Origin of the sequence: Flavobacterium suncheonense GH29-5 = DSM 17707, from assembly GCF_000430025.1 — a bacterium.
In the GTDB taxonomy this organism is placed as follows: Bacteria; Bacteroidota; Bacteroidia; order Flavobacteriales; family Flavobacteriaceae; genus Flavobacterium; species Flavobacterium suncheonense.
The window spans coordinates 20573-45097 of sequence record NZ_AUCZ01000011.1 but is presented as its reverse complement, the minus strand read 5'-3'; the positions used below and the strand labels follow the sequence as shown (position 1 = coordinate 45097).

At 40.2% G+C, this 24525-nt stretch carries 24 protein-coding genes; 12 read left to right on the top strand and 12 right to left on the bottom strand.

The window, feature by feature from the left end:
- Nucleotides 1-14: 14 nt before the first annotated feature.
- The 7 genes from G498_RS0107890 to G498_RS0107860 form a co-directional block, all read right to left on the bottom strand.
- The gene (locus tag G498_RS0107890) at nt 15-461 is read right to left on the bottom strand and encodes a FixH family protein (RefSeq protein WP_026980682.1); all 447 of its coding nucleotides are present in this window, start codon (nt 459-461) and stop codon (nt 15-17) included.
- 110 nt (nt 462-571) lie between these two features.
- Nucleotides 572-1990 (bottom strand): cytochrome c oxidase accessory protein CcoG, encoded by a 1419-nt coding sequence (gene ccoG / locus G498_RS0107885; protein ID WP_026980681.1) that lies wholly within the window; start codon nt 1988-1990, stop codon nt 572-574.
- A gap of 47 nt (nt 1991-2037) precedes the next feature.
- Nucleotides 2038-2922: a cbb3-type cytochrome c oxidase N-terminal domain-containing protein gene (locus tag G498_RS0107880; RefSeq protein ID WP_026980680.1), complete on the bottom strand. Its 885-nt coding sequence runs from the start codon at nt 2920-2922 to the stop codon at nt 2038-2040.
- Nucleotides 2923-2933: 11 nt separating this feature from the next.
- Nucleotides 2934-3119: a CcoQ/FixQ family Cbb3-type cytochrome c oxidase assembly chaperone gene (locus tag G498_RS0107875; protein WP_026980679.1), complete on the bottom strand. Its 186-nt coding sequence runs from the start codon at nt 3117-3119 to the stop codon at nt 2934-2936.
- Nucleotides 3120-3134: 15 nt separating this feature from the next.
- A complete protein-coding gene (gene ccoN / locus G498_RS0107870) occupies nt 3135-5318 on the bottom strand; it encodes a cytochrome-c oxidase, cbb3-type subunit I (protein ID WP_026980678.1) in 2184 nt (727 codons plus the stop codon).
- A gap of 2 nt (nt 5319-5320) precedes the next feature.
- Nucleotides 5321-5512, bottom strand: a complete 192-nt coding sequence (gene ccoS / locus G498_RS0107865; RefSeq protein WP_026980677.1) for a cbb3-type cytochrome oxidase assembly protein CcoS — start codon at nt 5510-5512, stop codon at nt 5321-5323.
- Between the two features lie 72 nt (nt 5513-5584).
- The gene (locus tag G498_RS0107860) at nt 5585-7957 is read right to left on the bottom strand and encodes a heavy metal translocating P-type ATPase (RefSeq protein WP_026980676.1); all 2373 of its coding nucleotides are present in this window, start codon (nt 7955-7957) and stop codon (nt 5585-5587) included.
- A gap of 99 nt (nt 7958-8056) precedes the next feature.
- Between G498_RS0107860 and G498_RS0107855 the strand changes: the two genes are divergently transcribed.
- A complete protein-coding gene (locus G498_RS0107855) occupies nt 8057-8737 on the top strand; it encodes a Crp/Fnr family transcriptional regulator (RefSeq protein WP_026980675.1) in 681 nt (226 codons plus the stop codon).
- 119 nt (nt 8738-8856) lie between these two features.
- Here G498_RS0107855 and G498_RS0107850 read toward each other — a convergent pair whose 3' ends face one another.
- The 4 genes from G498_RS0107850 to G498_RS15410 form a co-directional block, all read right to left on the bottom strand.
- Nucleotides 8857-9171: a rhodanese-like domain-containing protein gene (locus G498_RS0107850; RefSeq protein WP_026980674.1), complete on the bottom strand. Its 315-nt coding sequence runs from the start codon at nt 9169-9171 to the stop codon at nt 8857-8859.
- 21 nt (nt 9172-9192) lie between these two features.
- Nucleotides 9193-9804, bottom strand: a complete 612-nt coding sequence (locus tag G498_RS0107845; protein ID WP_026980673.1) for a thioredoxin family protein — start codon at nt 9802-9804, stop codon at nt 9193-9195.
- A gap of 3 nt (nt 9805-9807) precedes the next feature.
- Complete coding sequence (locus tag G498_RS0107840) at nt 9808-10341, bottom strand: TlpA family protein disulfide reductase (protein WP_035744655.1); 534 nt, start codon at nt 10339-10341, stop codon at nt 9808-9810.
- Nucleotides 10342-10479: 138 nt separating this feature from the next.
- Nucleotides 10480-13455 carry a M4 family metallopeptidase gene (locus G498_RS15410; protein WP_051269796.1) on the bottom strand — a complete coding sequence of 992 codons (2976 nt, stop codon included), beginning with the start codon at nt 13453-13455 and terminating at the stop codon, nt 10480-10482.
- A gap of 233 nt (nt 13456-13688) precedes the next feature.
- On the opposite strand from G498_RS15410, the gene G498_RS0107830 reads away from it, so the two are divergent.
- From G498_RS0107830 to G498_RS0107770, 9 genes are all read left to right on the top strand, one after another.
- On the top strand, nt 13689-14144 hold the full coding sequence (locus G498_RS0107830; protein ID WP_026980671.1) for a MarR family winged helix-turn-helix transcriptional regulator: 456 nt from the start codon (nt 13689-13691) through the stop codon (nt 14142-14144).
- Between the two features lies 1 nt (nt 14145).
- Nucleotides 14146-14778, top strand: a complete 633-nt coding sequence (locus G498_RS0107825) for an NAD(P)H-dependent oxidoreductase (RefSeq protein WP_026980670.1) — start codon at nt 14146-14148, stop codon at nt 14776-14778.
- A 23-nt stretch (nt 14779-14801) separates the two neighbouring features.
- Entirely contained in the window at nt 14802-15371 is a 570-nt protein-coding gene (locus G498_RS0107820; RefSeq protein WP_026980669.1) for a YceI family protein, read from the top strand.
- A gap of 219 nt (nt 15372-15590) precedes the next feature.
- The gene (locus G498_RS0107815) at nt 15591-16160 is read left to right on the top strand and encodes an anthranilate synthase component II (RefSeq protein ID WP_026980668.1); all 570 of its coding nucleotides are present in this window, start codon (nt 15591-15593) and stop codon (nt 16158-16160) included.
- Between the two features lie 984 nt (nt 16161-17144).
- Nucleotides 17145-17768: a TetR/AcrR family transcriptional regulator gene (locus G498_RS0107790; RefSeq protein ID WP_035744653.1), complete on the top strand. Its 624-nt coding sequence runs from the start codon at nt 17145-17147 to the stop codon at nt 17766-17768.
- Nucleotides 17758-19065: a TolC family protein gene (locus G498_RS0107785; protein WP_026980666.1), complete on the top strand. Its 1308-nt coding sequence runs from the start codon at nt 17758-17760 to the stop codon at nt 19063-19065. Before G498_RS0107790 ends, G498_RS0107785 begins: the two co-directional genes overlap by 11 nt.
- 16 nt (nt 19066-19081) lie before the next feature.
- A complete protein-coding gene (locus tag G498_RS0107780) occupies nt 19082-20161 on the top strand; it encodes an HlyD family secretion protein (RefSeq protein ID WP_026980665.1) in 1080 nt (359 codons plus the stop codon).
- Nucleotides 20162-20163: 2 nt separating this feature from the next.
- A complete protein-coding gene (locus G498_RS0107775; protein ID WP_026980664.1) occupies nt 20164-21741 on the top strand; it encodes an MDR family MFS transporter in 1578 nt (525 codons plus the stop codon).
- 316 nt (nt 21742-22057) lie between these two features.
- Nucleotides 22058-22408, top strand: a complete 351-nt coding sequence (locus G498_RS0107770) for a hypothetical protein (protein ID WP_026980663.1) — start codon at nt 22058-22060, stop codon at nt 22406-22408.
- A gap of 1 nt (nt 22409) precedes the next feature.
- Here G498_RS0107770 and yaaA read toward each other — a convergent pair whose 3' ends face one another.
- Nucleotides 22410-23168, bottom strand: coding sequence for a peroxide stress protein YaaA (gene yaaA, locus G498_RS0107765; RefSeq protein ID WP_026980662.1), 759 nt, complete (start codon nt 23166-23168; stop codon nt 22410-22412).
- 83 nt (nt 23169-23251) lie between these two features.
- Between yaaA and G498_RS0107760 the strand changes: the two genes are divergently transcribed.
- Entirely contained in the window at nt 23252-23803 is a 552-nt protein-coding gene (locus G498_RS0107760; protein ID WP_026980661.1) for a GNAT family N-acetyltransferase, read from the top strand.
- 73 nt (nt 23804-23876) lie between these two features.
- Nucleotides 23877-24521 (top strand): dioxygenase family protein, encoded by a 645-nt coding sequence (locus tag G498_RS14830; RefSeq protein ID WP_081694218.1) that lies wholly within the window; start codon nt 23877-23879, stop codon nt 24519-24521.
- Nucleotides 24522-24525 lie beyond the last annotated feature (4 nt).

Genomic DNA, 24525 nt, shown 5'->3' with positions numbered 1-24525 from the left:
CTTTTCCCTTATTTCTACAAATTTACACTCTCTTTATTCAGATATCCTACGCCTTCGTATTCCCAATCTACAGTAATGTCCCAAAGACCGTCCACCAAATCTGTTTTAGGTATGAGCAAATTTGAATCGGATAATGAGAGTGTTTTCTCAAAATCCAACTTTTGGTTAGACGGTCTGTAAAAGGACACTTTACCTTTAATTTTAGTAGGATCGAACGATTTCGGAAAACTGATTAACACACCTCCGTCTTGAGGAGTAACAATCAATTTTTCCTTTAAATCGGTAGCGTGTTGCGATTTATCCAATTGCTGCTGAAATCCTAATTCTTTCTTGTAATATTCCTCAGTAACCATTTCGTGGTCGTACTGCGAATCGGATTGTACTTTAAACACGAAGTACAAAATAAACGTCATAAACAATGCAAAAGCTATGACTATTCCTGTTCCCCAATTTACTCTCATAGTTTTTATTTTTTTGAGGGATAAGGGAGAAGTGACAAGGGATAAGAACAGTAACAAAAACCTTTTCCCTTTTCCCTTTTCCCTTTTCCCTTTTCCCTTCTCACTTCCCACTAATTAAAACTTCTCGGTCCTAAAAAATTCGTCGTCGTAGTCTCCAGAAGTTCCTGATCATTATATACTTCAATCGTAATTTTTGTTTTATCGCCTTTTAAGAAGGCCGGATGGATTTCCACAAAAAGCGTTCCTTGTGCCATGCCTTCTTTATCCACTTTAAAACTTTCTTTTCCGACCATTTTGATGGTTCCTTTCGGATTGACCAATTTGAAATGGATATCGTCAAAATCGCGCACCGTTTTATTGACCACTTTGTAGGTAAACACGTTGCTGATGTTCTCACCTTTGTGCTGGAACAACTGTCCTGGAAGTCGTAAAACCGTAGCTTCCACATCGTTTCTCAAGAACAGCATCCCGATTAAAATACCGACCAAAATGGTTAAAACCGCTGCATAGCCTTTCATTCGGGTAGTGAAAACGAATTTTTCTTTTTTCACGATTTCATCTTCGGAAGCATAGCGAATCAACCCTTTCGGAAGGTTTATACTTTCCATGATGTGGTCGCATTCGTCGATACAGGCCGTACAGTTGATACATTCGAGCTGCACCCCGTTGCGGATATCAATTCCTGTCGGACAAACGTTTACACACTGGCGGCAATCGATACAATCGCCTTTTCCTAATAATTTACGGTCTTCGTTTTTCTTGAATTTTGCTCTTCCGGTTGTACCCTCACCACGAACATGGTCATACGCCACATTGATGGTTTTATTGTCGAGCAAAACACCCTGCATTCTTCCGTACGGACAGGCGATGATACACACCTGCTCGCGGAACCAGGCAAAAATGAAATAGAAAACCGCAGTAAAAATCAATAAGGCAATGAACGTGGTTACATTGTGTAACGGCCCTTGTCGTACCATATCCAGTACCTGGTCGCTGCCTACCAAATAGGCTAAAAACACATTGGCTATCATAAAGGACACCACAAAGAACAAAAACCATTTGGTCGCTTTCTTTCTGATTTTCTCGGCATTCCATTCCTGTTTGTTCAGTTTTATCTGTGAGCCGCGGTCGCCTTCAATCCAGAATTCGATTCTTCGGAAGACCATTTCCATGAAAATCGTTTGCGGGCAAAACCATCCGCAGAAAATGCGTCCGAAAGCTACCGTAAACAAGGCCAGCCCCACTACGCCGATAATCATCGAAATAACCACCAGATGAAAATCCTGCGGCCAGAACGGAAACCCGAAAATAGAGAACTTCCGCTCCATAATGTTAAACAGCAAGAACTGATTCCCGTTGATTTTTATGAAAGGTGCCGCAAACAGAAAGATCAACAAAAAATAACTGACCCATTTTCTTTTATCATAAAACCTTCCTTTGGGAATTTTAGGAAATATCCAAGCGCGTTTTCCTTCTTTGTCGATGGTGGCGATGGTATCTCTAAAACTTTCGTCTGGTAAATTAGACATGTTTTTTTGTTTTTATACCCTTTAACAGGCACAGTTTGTAATCTGATTTAATTTGCCGGTTCTTCCCATACTTCACCTTCCGGCGCTTTGGCATCTGCCGGATTGGTTCCCTGAAGACTTAACACATAGCTGGCCACTTTCTGAATATCAGACGGTTTAATGATTTCTTTCCAAGACACCATTCCTTTTCCGGCACGACCACCTTCCATGATGGTATTGAAAACATTTTTAACGCCTCCTCCTAAAATCCACTGGTTATCGGTTAGGTTGGGTCCGATGGCACCACCAGCATCGGCACGGTGACAAGCGACACAATTGGTTTCAAAAATCGCTTTACCGGCAGCTAAGTCTGCAGCATCGGTTAACAGCGTTACTTTTTCTTTGTCCATTACATCGGGAGCGGTTTTCTTGTATTCTTCCACCGCGATTTTGGCTTCAGCCATTTCTTTTTCGAATTCTGTGGTTTGGTCATCATGGCCCAGAATATGGAAACGCACTAAGTAGATGAAAGCGAACGCAATACATCCATAGAATAAATACACCCACCACGGCGGCAATACATTGTCTAACTCTTTAATACCGTCGTAATCGTGATCCATGATTAATTCGTCTTCTTCCTCAATTTTACGGGAACGCACTAATTTCTGCATCAGATTCTGATAAAACGGCGTTTGGGTAAACGGCAGATTGTCTTCGATCTCCTTCTGCTTGCGCTGTTCTTCCGTTAGCAAACTGTTTAGGATGTTATTAGTTGCTTTCAATACGATTTCCATGGCAATCAGTACAAAAAGGAATAAGAACAGAATCAGAATAACAATCGGGTACTTAACAAAGGCCGGTTTGTCGCCTGAATCGATAAAGAATTCCATTGCGAAAAAGAAAATCGAAAACAACAACGGAACTCGGACATATACTGGAAAATACTTTTTCATAACTGTCTGATTTAAAGCTCTACTGAATTATCATTTTGAAACGGAATATTACTCATTTCGGTAATTTTCTCTTTCTTATAGGTAAACACCCAGGCGTACAACCCTACAAAGAACAAGAAGAAAATAAGTAACGATATGATCGGATAAATCTCAATCCCTGAGATGGTTTCCATATTGTGTTTGATGAATTTTAACATGACTTCTTAGTTTTATTATTCCGCTTGTTTTACTTTAATATCGGTTCCTAAGCGCTGTAAATAAGCGATTAAGGCTGTGATTTCACGATCTTTCATCGGTACGAAGTTTTCGCCTCTTACTTTGGCGTTTTTCATGCTTTCCTCATAACTTTTCACGAAATCCGGATCGTTTTTAAGGTTTTCCTCAATTTTGGCAGATTGTGTGGCAATGCTTTTCTGTGCGTTGGCAATATCTTCATCGGTATAAGGCACGCCCAGTTTTACCATAACCCGCATTTTGGCTTCGGTTTTGGAATAATCCATCGGTTTGTTGTCGAACAGCCATTTGTAGCCCGGCATGATGGAACCGGCTGATGTACTTTGCGGATCCCACATGTGGTTGAAATGCCAGTTGTCGTTGTATTTTCCACCCACGCGCATCAAATCCGGACCGGTACGTTTAGAACCCCATAAGAACGGGTGATCGTACACATATTCACCTGATTTTGAATATTCTCCGTAACGGGACACTTCAGAACGGAACGGACGCACCATTTGCGAGTGACAGCCCACACAACCTTCACGAATGTACAAGTCACGGCCTTCCAATTCCAGTGGTGTATATGGTTTTACACTGGTAATGGTCGGAATATTGGATTTTACGACCAAAGTCGGTACAATCTGGATAATTCCTCCGATTAAAATCGCTATGGTTGCCAAAACAGTCAACTGAATTGGTTTTCTTTCTAACCAGCCGTGGAATCTCTCGCCTTTTAATCGGTTTGGAGAAATTTTGGCTAAGGCTGGTGCTTCGGCTAATTCATCTTCTACCGGTTTACCTTTTTTAACCGTCATGATGATGTTATACACCAATACCAACATCCCGATAATGAACATGGTTCCTCCTGCTGCACGCATCGCATACATCGGCATGATTTCTTTTACGGTTTCAAGGAAGTTTCCGTAAACTAAAGAACCGTCAGGATTGAACTGTTTCCACATCTGCGCCTGAACGAATCCGGCCACATACATAGGTAAGGCATATAAAATGATTCCCAAAGTTCCAATCCAGAAATGGAAGTTGGCTAATTTTTTAGAGTACAATTCGGTTTTGGTCATTCTTGGAATTAACCAGTAAATCATACCGAAAGTAAGGAATCCGTTCCAAGCTAAGGCACCTACGTGTACGTGTGCTACGATCCAATCGGTAAAGTGTGCAATGGCGTTCACGTTTTTCAGCGAAAGCATCGGGCCTTCAAAAGTGGCCATACCATAACCGGTAATAGCAACAACGAAGAATTTCAAAATCGGTTCGGTTCTTACTTTGTCCCAAACACCTCTTAAAGTCAATAATCCGTTAATCATACCACCCCAAGACGGTGCAATCAGCATTACGGAGAAAACAACTCCTAAGTTTTGTGCCCAATCCGGTAAAGCAGTGTACAATAAGTGGTGCGGACCTGCCCAAATATATAGGAAAATCAACGACCAGAAGTGAATGATGGATAATCTATACGAATAAACCGGGCGATTTGCCGCTTTCGGAATGAAGTAGTACATCAATCCTAAGAATGGTGTCGTCAGGAAGAACGCTACGGCATTGTGACCGTACCACCATTGCACCAAAGCATCCTGAACCCCGGCGTAAACGGAGTAACTTTTCAAACCGTCCACCGGCAAAGCCAAACTGTTGAAAATGTGAAGCACGGCTACGGTAACGAAAGTGGCGATGTAAAACCAAATCGCTACGTACAAATGGCGCTCTCTTCGGTTTAAAATCGTCATAATCATGTTGATACCGAAAGTTACCCAAATGATGGCGATGGCAATATCGATTGGCCATTCCAGCTCGGCATATTCTTTTGAAGTGGTGTAACCTAACGGTAACGAAATGGCCGCCGCTACGATGATGAGCTGCCAGCCCCAGAAATTGATGTTACTGAGCACATCACTCCACATACGGGTTTTTAATAAGCGCTGTAAAGAATAATAAATTCCGGCAAAAATGGCGTTCCCGACGAAAGCAAAAATTACCGCATTGGTATGTAAAGGACGTAAACGACCATAACTTAGCCATGAAATTCCGTCGGTCATGTTCGGGAACAGATACATCGTGGCAATTAAAAGTCCCACAAGCATCCCTACTACTCCAAAAACAATTGAAGCATACAGGAACTTCTTTACAATTTTGTTGTCATAATAAAATTGTTGCACTTCCATAATTAGTTTTGTTTTTCTATTTGTGTTTTGGATTTTTTACTGTTTTTTGTTTTCAGCTCATCTTCGAACAACATGCGAACCGATGGCGTGTAATCGTCGTCAAACTGACCGCTTTTTACCGCTTTTATGAAAATGTATAAAAACGTCAGCGCCACAACGATACTGATGGAGATTAATAAATAAATAACACTCATACCTAAAAATTTATAGTTCAAAATTACTTTAGCGGTTGCGGATAAAACATGACTTTTATCATACCGCCTTATTTATTTTCTTGCGAAATAATTACTCATGATAGTTACGAAACTCACAATGGTTACGGTGCTTAACGGCATAATGATGGCCGCTACCAACGGTGACAGGTTTCCGCTAACTGCAAAACTCAGTCCAACGATATTATAAAGCAGTGACAGGGCGAAACTCATGTAAATCGTTTTCATGGCATTTTTGGAGAGTTTCAGGAAATAACCGATTTTGGAAAACTGTGTCGCATCCAGAATCCCGTCGCAGGCTGGGGAAAAGACGTTGACGTTTTCGGAGATGGAAATTCCGACATTGGCTTGTGCCAAAGCTCCGGCATCGTTTAAGCCATCGCCTACCATCATGACGTTTTGCCCTTCTTTTTGGAGGTTTTCGATAAACTGAAGTTTTTGCTCCGGTTTCTGATTGAACACTAACGTGGTTTTGGATGGCAGCATTTTTTCTAAAATCTTTCGTTCCCCGTCATTATCTCCGGATAGAACAACCAGATTGTATTTTTTTGAAAGCTTGTCAAACAATGGCTCCAGCCCTTCCCGATATTGATTGTTGAACACATAACTTCCTTTGTAAACGCCGTCGATTTCTACGTGAACTTTGGTTTTTTTATGAGTGTTCTCGCTCAGGTGCTGTAAAAATTGGGACGAACCCAACTTTATCGTATGCGCGTCAGCAGTGGCGAAAATGCCTTTCCCAATAATCTCTTCAAAATGAGACGTTTCTGATTTTTCCTGATTCGGGATGAAATCATACAATCTTCGGCTTAGCGGATGGTTGGAACCGCGTAACGCATTTTTAAGTAGTTTTAGTTCGTAATCGTTTAAAGGTGTTCCTTCGTAAATAATGGATGTTTTTTTATTGGTAGTGATGGTTCCGGTTTTATCGAAAACAACGGTGTCAACTTTGGCCAATTGCTCAATAACCGTGGCGTTTTTCAGGTAAATTTTTCGGTAACCCATCAGTCGGAGTACATTTCCTAACGTAAAAGGCGCTGTTAAGGCCAAAGCACAAGGACAAGCCACAATCAGAATCGCGGTAAAAACATTAAAAGCGGTGGTTACATCCCTGAAAATCCAGAATCCGAAGGAAACAAAGGCCAATAACAACAAAGCCGGAGTAAAATAACGACTGATGGTATCGGTTATGGTTTTGTATTTTCGGTCGAAATGTTTCTGGAAAACGTCGTTGCTCCACAATTGTGTTAAATAACTTTGGGAAACCGAATGCAGCACTTCCATTTCGATGACGTTTCCAATCTGTTTGCCGCCGGCGTAGATTTTGTCACCTGATTTTTTTTCAATAGCAACGGCTTCTCCGGTTACAAAACTGTAATCGATGGCGGTTTTTTCAGATATCAGAATACCATCAACCGGAATGAGTTCCTGATTGCGGATTAACAATCGGTCACCTTTCTGAATGTCATACACCTGAATCGCCTCTTCGGATTTATCGCTTAAAATCTTGGTAACGGCAATTGGGAAATAAGACTTATAATCGCGCTCAAACGAAAGGAAATTGTAGGTTTTCTGCTGAAACATCTTTCCTAAAAGCATGAAGAAAATAAGGCCGCACATGCTGTCGAAGAAACCTTGTCCGTAGCCCATCGCAATATCAACGGTGCTTCGGACAAACATCACCACAATCCCCAAAGCAATCGGAATGTCGATATTTAACATCTTGGATTTGATGCTTTTCCAGGCCGAAACGTAATAGCCCCAAGCCGAGTAGAAAAACGGCGGCAAAGCCAGCGCGAAAATCAGCCAGCGGAAAAACCCTTTATACTGTTCAATCCAGAACTCGCCCACTTCAAAATATTCCGGAAACGACAAAAGCATGATGTTTCCGAAACTGAAAAACGCCACCCCGATTTTATAGTATAAACTGCGGTCGACTTCTTTTTTCTTGTTTTCGTAATTCTCCAGACTTATGTAAGGTTCGTATCCAATGGAACTCAAAAGCAAAACAATTTCTTTTAATGAAACGTTGCCAGAATTGAATGTAATACGGACTTTTTTCTCGTGAAAATTAACCTGAGAAGCGGCAATACCCTGATTCAGCTTATTGAGATTTTCCAGAATCCAGATACAGGAACTGCAATGAATATGCGGAATATAAAGCGTGGCGATTTGGGTATGCTCTTCGTTGAAATCGAGTAGTTTTTCTGCGATGTCGGCATTATCCAGGAAGTCGTATTTCCCTTTAATGTCCTGCGGAGTGGCTCCGGGCGCGGTTTCAAAATCGTAATAGCAGGTTAAATCGTTCAGACTGAATATCTCGTACACCGTTTTGCATCCGGTACAACAGAACGATTTTTCGTCAAACTGAATTTCTTCCGCTTTTACAATATTGTTGCCGCAATGGAAACAATTTTGTGTGTTCATAATTTGCTCATTTTACCTGACACAAAATTCCGCCAGTTTAACATATTAAAATATGATTTTTGTCATAGTTTAGTATCTTTGCATAAACAATTGAATTTTATGAGTAAGTGTGAACAATGCATCGTTCGGGAATTCAGTGCTTTAAAGGCGCTGAACAAAGACGAATTGCTTAAACTTGCCGATTGTAAGACCTCTTACGTAGTAAAAAAAGGTGAAGTCATTTTTGACGAAGGCGATCATCTTGACGGAATCTTTTGTGTAAAAGACGGTGTCTGCAAACTCACCAAACTAAGTTCCAACGGAAAAGACCAAATTGTAAAACTGGTGGCCCGCGGAGAATTGTTGGGACAACGCTCGCTTATTAGTGAAGAACCTACTAATTTAAGTGCCGTAGCGCTGGAAGACATGACGGTTTGTTTTGTGCCGAAAAGCCAGGTAATGGATTTTTTCAATGAAAACAACAAATTTTCGCTGGGCATGATGAAAAACGTTTGTCACGATTTGAAAGAAGCCGACAACGTTCTGGTAAATCTGGCTCAGAAAAACGTAAAAGAGCGTTTGGCGGCCACACTGCTGTACCTGCACGATTCTTTTGGCGTGAACGAAGACGGATCGTTAAAACTGCATTTATCCCGCGAAGAAATTTCCAGTATCATAGGAACCGCGACCGAAAGTTGTATCCGATTGTTATCCGAATTCAACAAAAGTGGTCTGATTGAACTCAGCGGTAAGAAAATTATCCTGAAAGACAAAAAAGAACTGAGAAAGTTAGCCGAATAGTATAGCACTTCCTTTCAGCTGCTTATCAAAATAGTAAGCCACGAATTCACAAATTGCTCCTGTTTTTACAGTACTAAATTCGCGAATTCGTGGCTTTTTATTTAAAATCTGTATTTAAATTATTCCGGCATTACAATGGGACCGTTCCACTCCATGATGCCGCCTACCAGATTGTAAGTATTCGCGAAGCCCATTTGCTGCATGATGCTGCAGGCCTGTCCGCTTCTTCCGCCGGAACGGCAATAGATGTAATAATTTTTGGTTTTATCCAGTTCATCTACCTGATAAATAAAACCTTGTCCTTTGTAAATATCGATGTGCATGGCGCCGGGAATGATGCCTTCGTTCCATTCGCCTTCGGTTCGTACGTCCAGGATTACGGCGTTTTCATCTTCCTGTGCACCTTGCCACCATTGTTCTTGTAAAATGTCCATGTTGCTTTTTTGTCAAAAATACTATGCTTTGATGGAACAACCAATAGCTTTCGTAGTTTTTACAGGCACTTCCTGATTTTTTAATAATGCATCTACGGCATTTTCCACATATTTGGTTTTTACGGCTTCTTCATCGGAATAATTATCGTCGATGGCTCCGATATATTGTACCACATTACCTGCTTTTGTTTTTTGTAAAACGTATACGTGAGGTGTTTTAGTTGCTCCGTACTGCGGATAAATTTTCTGTCCTTCGTCGAATAAATACGGGAAGGTGAAACCTTTTTCTTTGGCGCGTTCTTTCATTAATTCAAAGCTGTCCGCCGGCTGTACTTCCGGATTGTTCGGATTGATGGCAATTACCGGATAACCCAGTTTTTTGTATTTTTTGTCTAAGGCGATAATACGGTCTTCATACGCTTTGGCATACGGACAGTGATTGCAGGTGAAAATCACGATAAATCCTTTGGCTTCCTTGAAATCGGCTAAGGAAACTTTTTTGTCGTTTACATTTTTCAGACTGAAATCGGTGGCTACATCGCCAATCTGATAACCGGAATCGGATTTTACCAAAGTAAACGCACTAATTAGACAAACAAGGGCAAAGACGGCAGTAATTTTAAGTGTTTTCATAATTTAATTATTGATGATTGATAGTACTTCTTTTTCCAGTTCTTCGTAAGTGAAAGAGCGTTCATAAAATTTTCGCTCTTTACGGTTATAGATGACTGTTGCCGGTATTGCGCCGCTCCAGTCTTTATCGACTTTTTCAATCCAGGCATTGGCATCGGGGTCGTCCAGATGGATTACTTCGGATTGCAGGTTTTTCTTCTTCACAAAAGGAAGCAGGCTGGTTTCCACTTTTTTCGGCATATCCATGCTTACTAAAATGACTTTCACGTTTTTGTCTTTATATTTTTCGTTGAGTTGTTCGAAATAAGGCAATTCTTTTACACACGGTAAGCACCAGGTCGCCCAGAAATTGATAACATAAGTGGTGGCATCGGATTGGCTGAAAATCGGTTCCAGTCCTTTGAAATCGCAGGACGGGATTTTTACAGACTCATCCTGATACACTTTTAAAGGCGTTAAGCCTTCCGTAGCGGTAGTTTTACTTTGCTGGGCAAATGAAAAATTAACAAGCAACAGCAACAAAGGCAGTAATCTCATTTTCCGGATTTAAGAATTTAAAATTAAGTATTCTGAATTTTCCCAACCTGTTAATTAACAAAAATTTAATCGGCAGAAACAAATAAAAAAAGCGGACAGAATTGCTCCTGCCCGCTTAGCTGTTTTTGTTATTCCTGATTAGTTAAGAATTAACTTTTTAGTGGCTTTTTTACCTTCAGATTCAACAGACAGCATGTAAATTCCTTTCTCTAAGCCGTTAAAATTCAGCTCCTGATTAAACATGGCTCCTGTTGAATTAAATACATTATTGTAAACATTTCTTCCTCTCATGTCGTATAAAACAACATTTACTTTATCGGAAGTTGCCAATTGGATGTTTACGTTTCCGTTGGACGGGTTAGGCCATACGTTGAAGGTTTCGAAATTGTTTTCAGCAGTTGCTAAAGTTCCGGTAACCACAAAGTTGTCAATGATGGCGCCTTCCTGATTAACCGCCTCATCGGAAACAAAAGTAAATCGGAAGATAATATTAGAAGCCGGTGTAGCACCTCCCTGACCAAAAGGAGCCAAACTATGGGTATAATTTCTCTTATTACCGTTCATGCCATTCCCTCCCGAAGGAGCCGTATTGTAACTTCCTGTCCACTGTTTTCCGACACAGTTAAAGCAATCTACTCCGTTAGGCATTCTGGAACTGTTGTACCAGTTTGGATCTGCTGCCGTTCCCAGCACATCCCAGGTTGTTCCGTTGTCGGTAGAATATTCAAAATACATTAAATCCCAATTTTCTTCGAAATCAAAAGCCATGTCAAAACTCACCGTTGGATTCGAAACATTTGTCAAATTGTAACACTGTGATACCAGATACGAAGTTGTATTATCCGGATAATTCCCGGATAACTTAGTGGCATAAACCTGAGAACCTGCAACAGTATTGCTTAACACCGTTTTAGTAGAAGTTCCTCTTTGCCAAACTGTATTGGTCGTTCCGGATTCGTCTATGGAAACCAAATTATCAGAAACAGCATTGAATGTGTTTACTGTATTTACCGTACCATTATCATTTACTGTTAACAATATGGTTTTGGAGTTATTTGCAGCAATTCCATCATTGGTTATCGTAGTGGTTACATTTAGGGCATGTGTACCTCTTGTCAAACCCGAAACAGCAATTGGGTAATTTACAGTTGCACAATTTGCAAGGGTTCCGTTCCATACTAGGTTCGTGTTAACGCCACCATCAATGTTATAAGAAATAGAAACTGAAGAAATAGGGTTAGAACCCGCATTTTCAAAAACAATAGAAGCCGAATAAGGCGCTCCACAAGTAATACTGGATGATCCCGTAATCGATTTTAAAGAAACATCATTAGTTTGTGCTGCATATCCGTTACCAATATTAACAGCCATCCAGGCATCTGTAACAGCGATAACTTCAGGACTGCTTGCACAATATAATGAATTGGCTACTGCTAAAGTTGCAATACGCGCATCGGAAAAAGTAGCATTTGGTGTTAAATAATCTCGCTCTGCATAGTAGGCAATCTGTGAGGATTTTGCCATACCAATCCCGGTAACATCATAGGTATCTCTTTGAGCTATCGGCGCATTGTTAGTTCCGGCTTTTCCTGCTGTTAAAATATAAAACCAATGATTAAATACTCCACTGTTGTTGTGTACTCCGCAGTAATCATTACCGGATGATGGACTGCAATTACCATCATTGGCAGTTGTTGTATAATATGTTCCTCTAAAGGTATCCGGATTCCCTCTTGTTAACGGATAACTCATTGAACGCAAAGGATTGGTTGACAACTGTTCTCCTATTTTCCAAACGGCCAATGTACCTGGTGAAGCAGTATCCTGACCTGCATTAAGATTCCCGAATTTAGCATATTGTTCAATACATGCTCCCCAAATATCTGAGAAGCCTTCATTCATAGCTCCCGATTGGTTTTGGTAAGCTAAATTAGCCGTGTACTGACACACCGCATGACCAATTTCATGCCCAAGAACATCTACGGATGTAAGCGGGCTTCCATTTCCGTCTCCGTAACGCATTACACTTCCTGTCCATTGTGCGTTAAACCATCCGGCTCCACCCGGAACATCATCGTAATGAACATAGCTTCTAATCTGACCATTGTTGTCGTCGTAACTGTCTCTGTTAAAAATATTTTTCCAGAAATCAAAGGTTTTCATGGCTCCCCAATGCGCATCCAAAGCGGCGTTATCTTTTGCTGCATTGTTATATTCGGCAGCGGTCCAGTTGTTATCATTGTCTTCAAAATGGGTTGAAGGCATTGTGTTAGTACCGGCACTGTTATAGGTTACAATACCGTTTCCTCTTGTAGTATCTTCTAAGACATATTTATTTAAAGTAGTATTAAAAGTAGTTTCTATAGACCTGTTACCACTGTATCGCGTGTCTGCAGAAGCGGCTACTAAAGCAGAACTACTCCCTACTGTAATGGCTTCAATTTGTTCGGAATACTGCTTAATGTCTTTATCAGAAATCAATCCGTGGGCATGTTTAATGATAGGATTTCTAAACAGTATTGCTCCCGAAATTGCATCAACAAAGACTTCTTCACGCAAAATAGGTTCAACGGCGTAAATGTCGTATTTGTATGCTAAACGAACCTCTCCTGTTTTAACGATTGGGAAAAGTACCAATTCTCCTGAAGGTTTTGCATACTCCATCAACTTAGCCTGATCCGGATCGTCCCACAAATACTTGGTTGCATTGGTTTCATTAACTGCAATTGAAAATGCAGATTCTTTTGTTAGGACAGAATTTAGGTTGGTAGCAGAAGCATTATACAATTCACCATTTACAGAAACGGCCTTTCCGTCTTTTGAGTGAACAATAAATACTCCAAATTCAATTTTAATTCCTTTATAATATTGTTGCAGTCTTTCATGACTCATTCCGGTAACATCGGTGGTGGTTCGGATAGTCTGATAGGAATAGTTTTTGTCCAGTTTATACAATTTCTCAAATTTTGAAATTGCAAAATCCTTTGAAGATGGCACATCCAAGACTAGGGTTTTCTGATAAGCAACATCTTCATCATACTTATTATGTTGCGCTATTCCTTCGTAAGTAAAGGCTAACAACATACAAGCAATAAAGAAATAATTCTTTTTCATTAGCTTTTTGTTTTTAGTTAAGTTAGTCAGACAGCAATATTAATGAAAAATTAACACAAAACACATAAAATTTTATATTTCAAAAAATAATTTATTGACTAACAAATGCTTACAACACAAACAAAATTTGATTTCTAATAATTTCGCTTCAATTTTTAACAAACTTTTAATACAATACTTGTATATACAATTAAAAACATTACTACATTTGTATCGACAAATTTAATAATGAAATGAAAATCGAAGAAATCATAAAATCGACTAAAGCATTGTCACCGTCCAAAAAAACGGTGCTAAATATTCTTTACACGCAAAATATTGTTTCGGAGAAATTCGCCGAAGTTTTAAAACCTTACGATTTGTCTAGCGAACAATATAATGTACTGCGCATTTTAAGAGGTCAGAACAGCAAACCTACCAATATGTGTGCCATTCAGGAGCGGATGCTGGCCAAAACCAGTAACACTACCCGATTGGTTGACAAATTACTCCTAAAAGATTTGGTTACAAGAGAAATTTGCGCCCAAAACCGCAGAAAAATGGAAATCACTATTACCCAAAAAGGACTTGATTTGTTAGCTGAATTGGATCCGCAGGTAGAACAACACGAAGCGCTTTTTGGACAAAACCTTACGCAGGACGAATTAGAACAATTAAACAATTTACTGGAGAAATTCCGAACCATTTAAAATGAGCAATTTCATAAAACACCAAAACTGGCGCTACGCAACCAAAAAGTTCGACGCGACCAAAAAAATATCCACCGAAGATTTAGAGATTTTAAAAGAAGCGATACGTCTAAGTTCTTCGTCTTACGGTTTACAACCTTATAAAGTACTAATTGTAGAAAATCCAGAATTGAGAGCCAAATTACAGCCTGTAGCTTGGGGACAAAGCCAAATTATTGAGGCCTCACACCTATTTGTTTTTGCTAACATAGTAAACTTAAGCGACAAGGAAATAGACAAATACATCAAAAACATCGCAGAAACAAGAGGCATTCCGGTGGAAAATATTAGTGGATACGGCGATTTTATGAAGTCGAAAATCACTTCGCTGCCGGAAGACGTAAAAAACAACTGGACCGCAAAACAAACCTATTTAGCCTTAGGTAACCTGTTGAATGCCGCTGCCGAGCTTCAAATCGACGCCACACCAATGGAAGGTTTTGAACCGGAAAAAGTAAACGAAATTTTAGGTCTTAACGAACTTGGCCTAAATGCAGCGTTAATTGCAACGGTGGGTTATCGTCATCAAGATGATGCCAATCAGCACAATGTTAAAGTCCGTAAATCAAAACAGGAATTATTTATAAATTTATAACCTTTAAAACTCAATTAATAATCATGAAACAATTAAAATCAATTGCATTAGCGTTAGTAGTAGCTTTAGGAACCATGACTGCTTCCGCTCAAACCACAAAAAAAGTAGATGTAGCCAAAAGTAAACTTACTTGGGTAGGTAAAAAAGTTACCGGACAACACGACGGAACCATTACCTTAAAAGAAGGTGCTTTAGTGTTCAAAGGAAAAAAAATTGCCGGTGGTAACTTTACCGTAGACATGACCACTATCAACAGTACAGATTTAGAAGGAAAAGGAAAAGAAAAATTAGACGGTCACTTAAAAGCAGACGATTTCTTCGGTGTTGAAAAATTCCCGACTTCTAAATTGGTATTCAAAACAATCGGAACAAAATCCAACAATACTTACGCAATTACTGCTGATTTAACCATTAAAGATATCACACACCCAATTACTTTTGACTTGGTGGTAGGCAAAAACGTAGCTACGGCCAAATTAATGATTGACAGAACAAAATACGATATTAAATACGGATCAAAATCGTTCTTTGAAAGCATTGGAGACAAAGCTATCAACGACGAATTCGAATTGAACGTAAACTTGGCATACTAATCCCAAGCACATACAATCTTTTTAAAATCCTGAATTACAACGTTCAGGATTTTTTTATGCCCAAAAATGATTTAAAAAATAGTTGCTACAAGTTTCAGCAACAGAAATTGCAACAAAGTGCCTTTTTTACAGATTTTGATACTAACTTTAACCGCGCTATTTTGCAGTCACAATAACAGCTAAAAAAACGGAGTTACCAGAATACGAAACTCATACTTCATGAAAAAGATCTTAGTTATAGACAATTACGACAGTTTCACCTACAATTTAGTGCATTATCTGGAAGATTTGAACTGCGAAGTAACCGTGTTCCGCAACGACGAATTCACCATCGACGAAGTACAGCCGTTTAACAAAATACTGCTTTCTCCGGGACCAGGAATTCCGGACGAAGCTGGGTTGCTCAAAGAAGTCATCAAAACCTATGCGTCTACCAAAAGTATTCTGGGCATTTGCCTTGGCCAGCAAGCCATTGGAGAAGTTTTTGGCGGAAGTTTAACCAATCTTGAAAAAGTGTATCACGGCGTGGCAACTCAGGTAAAAATCACCGTTACGGACGAACTGCTTTTCAAGGATTTAGCCGAAAAAATCGAAGTCGGGCGCTACCATTCCTGGGTGGTTTCCAACGCGAATTTCCCGGAGATTCTGGAAATCACTTCCGTGGATGAAAACGGTGAAATCATGTCGCTCCGTCATAAAATTTACGATGTCCGCGGCGTGCAATATCATCCCGAAAGCGTGCTCACACCCCACGGAAAGAAGATTCTTGAAAACTGGATAAACAGCTAATCACAGGCACTTTTTTCGCTGCAATTTTATGGGCGTTACCACAAGGGTCGGGCTGTACACTATATCTTTTTTGCGTCTGAAAAAGCCACAAAAAAGGATGCCGTTTCCATCCCTAACGCAAACAAAAAACACTAAAAAAACAACCAAAAAACCATCCAAATTTCTCACCTGTTTCTGGAAATTAAATCCGGTTTTTGAAGTTTAAAAACAGAGAATTCTGGTCGAAAATTTATCCAAATCGGCATTAAAAAACCAGCTCATTCCGAACCTTTTTACAGTCGTTTTTCCAGCCAAATTTTCATCCATTTTGGAACACAATATGCTCAAAAAACTTCCTGACCTCAACCTTAATTTCAGAAAATCACCTCCTGAAAATTAACAAAATCAGCAACAATTTTATCAGTTTTGTGAGCTGTACAGATGCAATCAGAAGTCAAAATTCGTTTGGAAATCTGCAGCAAAACCACTTCAAAAAACAGTAAGAAACCTCTAAAAAATACGCAATTTATTGGTGCTTAAATTTAAAAAAATGAAAGCCTTTTTACAGGCCGCCAAAACATCAAAAAGGAACCATTGTCGGAAGTTCATTCCTCAATTTTGTTCAAAATAACGAAATTTCAGAAATTGAAAATATTATAAAAGAATTTATTTAAATAAATAGTTCTAATTATTTGGTATTCAATTTTATAGATATCAATAATAGATTTTGTCTATATACTAAAAAAGGCTGCTTTTATCACTAAAAACAGCCTTTTTCTTCCATTGAACCCGGGGATCGGACCCGGAAATTCAACAGTATAAAATTAGGAAATTTTATTTTAAAAACAGGCATTATTTTTCAGAAAAAATCACTCACCCACTCTACTTTTTCTGAGCTCTGAAATCGAAATTATTCACTGTTAAAAAAATGTTAAATAAAATTTAAACAAACGTTTAATTTAAACAAGTGTTTAATTTTGTACCCGAATTTAAAATCAAATTACAATGACTGATTTTAACGATAAACAAATCGAAATTTTGCAAGCCGCCGAAACGCTGTTTGCCGAACACGGTTTTGATGGAACTTCGGTGCGCGACATTGCCAAAATCGCCAACGTGAACATCGCGATGATTTCGTACTATTTCGGCTCCAAAGAAAAGCTGCTCGAAGCGTTAATTATGTATCGCATTTCAGGCTTGCGTTTACAAATGGAAAACCTGTACCGCGAAGACCTTACGCCTTTTGAAAAAATTGACCGCCTGATTGAGTTGTACATCAAACGCATCAATCAGAACAAAGGCATGTATCAGATTATCCATTTTGAAATTTCTTCCGGAAAACGAATCATCAATTGTGAGGCGTTCAACGAAATGAAAAAACACAATCTGGACATACTGAAAAGCATCGTTGCCGAAGGTCAGGACAAAGGCCTTTTCCGCAGAGACATAAACGTGGTGCTGCTTCCTACGACAATTATGGGAACGTACTTCCATTTTCAGATGAACAAACCGTTCTTCAAAGACATTCTGAATTTGAAAACCGAGGAAGACATCAACCACTATGTTCTTACCGAACTTACCGATCACATCAAGAAAACCATTAAAGCCCTTTTATCCTATGACAAGTAATTCACTAAAGCTGGGAATCTTGTTCTTGCTCGGGACTTTTGCTGTCGCTGCACAGGAAAAGAAAAACCTCACGCTCGAAGAAGCTATTCAGCTTGCAGTTACACAAAGCACCGAATCCAGGTTGGCCGACACGAAAGTCGCCACCAAAGAATTCGAGATGCAAACCGTTAAAAACAAACAATACCCCGATTTAAAAATCAGCGGACAGTATCAGCGGTTAACCAATGCCGACGTCGATTTTAAACTTGGCGGAGCATCCGGCGGCGCTGCTCCCAAAGTAAACCAATTGCTGTTGGGAAATGCTACGGCTTCCGTACCGTTGTTTGCCGGTTTTAAAATCCAGAACAGCATCAAAGCTTCCGAAAGTTTACTCGAAGCGGAACAATATCAGGCGAAAGACACCAAGGAACAACTGGCGCTGGAAACCGTAAAACTGTATGTGAGTTTATACAAAGCCCAGGAAAGCGAAAAACTGATTCAGGAAAACATCAAACGTGCCGAGCAACGCGTAAAAGATTTCAAAGCCATGGAACAAAACGGCCTGATTGCAAGAAACGATTTGCTGAAAGCCCAATTACAGGTTTCCAATTATCAGATTGCTTTGGAAGAAGCCCGAAAAAACAGCAACATCATCAATTTTCAGCTGGCAACGCTTTTGAAATTGCCGGAAGAAACTCAAATAACGCCAAATTCTGCCCTTTTTGCCCAAAAAACAGAACTGAGTACTGCTTCAACCGATATTTCTTCCAGAAACGATTTAAATGCAATCCGTGCGCAACAAAAAGCAGCAGAAGCCAATGTAAAAATCGCACAAGGAAATTATTATCCGGCTTTAAGTCTGATGGGCGGTTATGTCGCTTTGGATCTGCAAAATGTAATGACCGTAACCAACGCAATGAATTTCGGAGTGGGATTATCGTATGATCTGACGTCCATCTTCAAAAACGGCAAAGACGTAAAAGCCGCCAAAAGCAAAGCCAAAGAAGCGGAACAATCGCTGGACATTCTAACCGATAAGGCAAAAATCCAGATGCAGACCGCCAACGAAAATTATCTTTTGGCCCAAAAACAAAACGTGGTTTACCAACAAGCTGTGGAACAGGCCAATGAAAATTACCGCATCGTAAAAGACAAATACGACAACGGTTTAGCCGATACCAACGATTTGCTGGACGCCGATGTGCAGCAACTGCAATCCAAAATCAACGAAGCGTATTCCAAAGCGGATATTGTTCAGAAACAGTACGAAGTTCTGGCCGCCGCCGGAAAACTAACCTCATCATTAACCAAAAACTAATCTAATTTCTTTAATCATGGAAAAGAGACCGTCCAATAAAAAATTCATCCTCATAATCAGCACTTTGGTCATTCTGGGAGCGGCTTACGGAATTTTTAAATACTTACACGCACAGGCACACGAAGAAACCGACGACGCGCAAATTGAAGGAAACATGAACCCGATTATTCCGAGAGTTTCCGGTTATGTGGCTAAAGTGTATGTAAAAGACAACGATTTCGTTAAAAAAGGTGACACGCTTTTCGTCATCGACAACAAAGATTATCTGGTAAAAGTGGAAGAAGCCAAAGCCGCTCTGGCCGCTGCCGAAAACTCATACGAAGTATCCAAAGCCGATGTAGGTGCCGCTGCGGCCAACATTTCCATTTCAAGCGCAACGATTCAATCGAATGCCGGAAGTATCGAAGCTGCCAAAATCCGTCTGGAAAGAGCCAGCAACGATTTTGAGCGTTATGCGAACCTGTATCAGAACCACTCCATCACCAAACAACAATACGAGCAGGCTTTAGCAGCGAAACAGGAAGCACAGAAACAAGTGGAAATCCTGCAACAACAACGTCAGGCCAACATTCACCAACGTGAAGCGGTGGCGTCGAAAACAACCGTTGCCAGTAAACAGACAGAAGTAGCGGCTGCCAATATTAAACGCGCTCAGGCAGTTTTAGAAGCGGCTCAGATTAATTTAGGCTACACAGTAGTTACGGCTGCGATTGACGGACAGGTTTCCAGCATTGATATTCAGGAAGGCCAAATGGTTCAACCGGGTCAATCTTTGTTTTACATCGTAAACAATACTGACCTTTGGGTAGTGGCAAACTTTAAAGAAACACAATTGAACAAAATGCGCGCCGGCCAAAAAGTAACCTTAACGGTTGACGCTTACCCTGATACCGAATTTGAAGGCGAAGTAAACTCGTTCTCTCCGGCTACAGGTGCCCGTTTTTCAATCCTTCCTCCGGATAATGCAACCGGAAACTTCGTAAAAACCATTCAGCGTTTGCCGGTTAAAATAAAATTAACTGCCAGCAATGATGCCGAAAAAGTAAAATTATTGCGTCCGGGAATGAACGTAGAAGTAGATGTACACGTAAAATAATCATGGCAACACAAGCAGAAGATTTAGTAGAATATGGCTTTCGGAGAGTCATTATCACAATAACGGCCGTACTGTGTGCACTGCTTGAAATTGTCGATACTACCATCGTAAACGTTGCGCTTAACGACATGCGCGGTACCTTAGGTGCCACACTTACAGACATCGCCTGGGTGATTACGGCGTATGCCATTGCGAACGTTATCATTATTCCGATGACAAGCTGGTTGTCACAGCAATTCGGGCGCAGAAACTATTTTGCCGCTTCCATCATCATCTTTACCGTTTCTTCCTTTTTGTGCGGAAACGCAACCAACATCTGGGAACTTGTGTTTTTCCGGTTCATTCAGGGAATGGGCGGTGGCGCACTTTTGGTAACCGCTCAGACGATTATCACAGAGAGTTATCCGGCAGCAAAACGAGGCATGGCACAGGCAATTTACGGTATGGGGGTAATTGTAGGACCCACTTTAGGACCGCCGCTTGGAGGATATTTAGTGGATAATTTTTCATGGCCGTACATTTTTTACATCAACATTCCGTTGGGGATCATTGCTACAGTACTAACCCTGTCGTTTGTAAGAAGTCCGAAATACGGTGAAAAACTGAAAGCCAATCAGGTGGATTGGTGGGGCATTGTTTTTCTGGCTGCGTTCATCGGTTCGTTGCAATATGTACTGGAACACGGACAACAGGATGATTGGTTTGAAAATTCCACCATTATCACTTTAAGCGTTTTATCGTTTTTAGGCCTGATCTTTTTCATCTGGCGCCAGTTAACCTATCAGTATCCGATTGTAAACCTGAGGGTTTTGAAGGACAAAAACCTGCGCATCGGAACCATTATGTGTTTCATTTTAGGTTTTGGTTTATACGGCACCACGTTTATTGTTCCGATTTACACCCAATCGATTTTAGGCTGGACTGCTACCGATACAGGATTATTACTGATTCCGAGTTCGATTACCACTGCCCTGCTGATGCCGGTTATCGGTAAATTGATTCAGAAAGGAATTCCTCAGGCCTATTTGGTTTCCATAGGATTCCTGGTTTTCTTCGGATTTACTTTCTGGATGCACAACGTAATGACACCGGATACCGGAACCGAACACATGTTCTGGCCGCTTATTTTAAGAGGGATCGGTTTAGGGTTTTTATTTGTTCCGATTACCACTTTGGCGTTGTCTACTTTACAAGGGAAACAAATTGGTGAAGGAGCTGCGTTTACCGGAATGATGCGTCAGCTGGGCGGTTCCTTCGGAATTGCGATTATTACGACTTTCATTTCACGATTCAGCCAGCAACACCGTGTCGATTTGATTTCACATTTGGATTCCGCTAAATTTGAAGTACAGCAACGCATTCAGCAAATGCAGATGATGTTCATGTCGAAAGGTTTCAGCGCAAGCGAATCGCTTGACAAAGCACACAAAGCTTTAGAAGGTTCTGTAATCAAACAAAGTACCGTACTTTCCTATATGGACGTGTTTTTATATTTAGGCATCATGTTCCTGATTTGTATTCCGTTCATGCTTTTGATTAAAAAAGGTTCAGGAAAGGTAGATATGTCAAATGTACATTAATCAGAATCTTTAGTTATTTAATATTCAATTTGAAAGCTCCGGAGTAATTTCGGGGCTTTTTTTGTGGGTAAACAGCCCATTTTGTGTCTTCTGAAAAATGTTTAGTCAAAAGGAAATGAACCTTTCCTAAGCAGTAAACGTTACCCGATTACCAAAAATTCCTTTTTATAGAAAATTTTCCTGCATTGTTTTCAATTGAACGGGCATTTTAACAGTTAATCGATTTTCGGAAACGGTACGCAAAACTTAACCCAAATTTAAAATATATTTGATTGATATATAGATAGTTAATTATCAATCTAAAACATTCTTCATTATGGGTATCTTTACTAGTAACACCAAAAAAATGCTCCAGGAATTTTACAAAAAAAGTGAACATAACCTTCACGACATCGAAAAGGAAATTGATGAGTTTTTAGTGGATTTACAATCTGAATATGAAGAAAACAGCTATGTGGTTAATGAGTTCAACGAATTAGTTGACGATCTTCGCGAAAAACTGCCTCCGGCCGATGCCAAAAGACTTATGGACTTTACCAACCGATTGTTAAGAGTGCGCCGTTGCGCCCGAAAAGGTGTGGAAGCCCTGCGCGAACTTTCCCGCGACCAGCACAAAATTACAAGAGAAACACTTCGGGACTATGAAGATTATCTTCAGTTTCGGTAAATTATCGCGTAAAAACCAGTGTATTACCTTTAGATAATGACGCGTCAAATGTATAACCCTCGTAGTTGAAACCTTTCAAGTCTTCGAGGGTTTCTGCGTTGGTATCGATAATGTAACGCACCATCATCCCTCTCGCCTTTTTGGCAAAAAAACTAATCATTTTCAGTTTGCCGTCTTTGTAATCTTTAAATTCCGGCGTGATTACGGGGACTTTAAGCGCTTTCACATCGACGGCGGAAAAATACTCGTTACTGGCCAGATTCACGAATAAATCGCCTTTTTTCAGCTCTTGGTTAAGTGCTTTCGTGATTTTTGCTTTCCAGAATTCGTAGAGGTTTTTATTTTTTCCGACAGGCAACTGTGTTCCCATCTCCAGGCGGTACGGCTGAATCAAATCCAGCGGTTTCAGCAAACCATACAAACCGGAAAGTATGCGCAACTTATCCTGCAACACTTCCAGTTTTTCTGTTGGCAATGTGTAAACATCCAAACCGATATAAACATCTCCATTGAAAGTATACACCGCCGGACGGGCATTTTCAGGTGTAAATGGTGTCGCCCATTGCTGATTGCGCTGCCAGTTTAAATCGGCTAGTTTTTCAGAAATGTCCATCAGCTCCATCAATTGGTTCGGCTTCTTTTTTTTCAGCATTTTATGGATGGCGTTGGCTTCTTTAACAAAAGAAAATTCAGAATACAGTTGTGTTGGTAGCGGTTTTTCGAAATCTAACGATTTAGCCGGCGATATAACGATTTTCATGGTTTTGCTTTAATGGTGTTCAAAAATACAAAATCTGTTCAAAATTTAGATATATTGCAACTAGGAACCAATAATCGAATGGCATGACTTTTCAGGTACTTGAAACCGAAAACCTAATCTTACGAAAAATCACTCCGGAAGTTTACGATTTTCTGTTTCGTTCGCTTTCCGAGGCCGAAATAAAAACGTTTTTGGGATTGGAAACCGACGGGCAATTCGCAAAAGAAAAAGAGAAATATTCCAAAGGCATGACAACCTACAACAGAAGTTTCGTGAATTTTCAGATAATAGATAAGAAAACCAACAAAATAATAGGCACCTGCGGATTTCACACCTGGTACACCGAACATGCCCGGGCAGAAATCGGCTATAATCTGAACGGCGATCAATACAAAGGGAAAGGAGTTATGACGGAAGCTTTAAAAGCAATTGTCCGATATGGTTTTGAAGAAATGAAACTGAACCGAATTGAAGCTCTTATCGCGCCTCATAACGAACCATCACTACGATTGGTACAGAAATTAGGCTTTGTAAAAGAAGGGCATTTACGTCAGCATTATTACAAAAACAACATCATGGAAGATTCGTTCTTTTTTGCATTGCTGAAACAAGATTACCATCCTGACAGATCTTAACTTTTTGTAAGGTAATCAAGCGGTTATAATTTTGTAAATTTGACATAACAACCTGTTTTTCAAAAACTATACCATGTCAGCTTCGTTACATTTTATCGGAATGATGAGTTTCGTCGGGTTGCTTTTTTCTTGTCAGCTGAAAGAAGCCGAAAGAGCGATTACTCAGACAATAACGACCCGCCAAAGTGATGCCTGCGACAATCCGGATGCCGATATTCATTGTTGTTTTGCCAATATGCCGAATCTGTTGACTTCTGTAATGAATATTCCCAATTCCGATGCCGGAGCCGAAAAACTGATTATCAGCGGAACCATCTATAAAAAAGACGGCAAAACTCCTATTCCGGGTGTTATTCTTTATGCTTACCACACGAATACCAAAGGCGAATATTCCAAAAAAGGAACTGAAAAAGGTGTGCAGAAATGGCACGGTTCCCATCACGGCTGGTGTAAAACCGATGCAAACGGAAAGTACCGGATTGAAACCATCCGGCCGGCCTCCTATCCCGGAAACACTACACCCGCTCATATTCATGCAGCGGTTAAACTGCCGGATAACCCCAATCCGTTTTACATTACTGATTTTATGTTTAAAGATGATCCTTTACTGCCAAAAGCGGAACAAAACCGATTTTCCTACCAAGGCGGCTCCGGAATCGTTGCTGTTCAGAAAGTCAATAACGTCTGGATCGGGAAACGCGATTTAGTCTTAAACTAAAAAA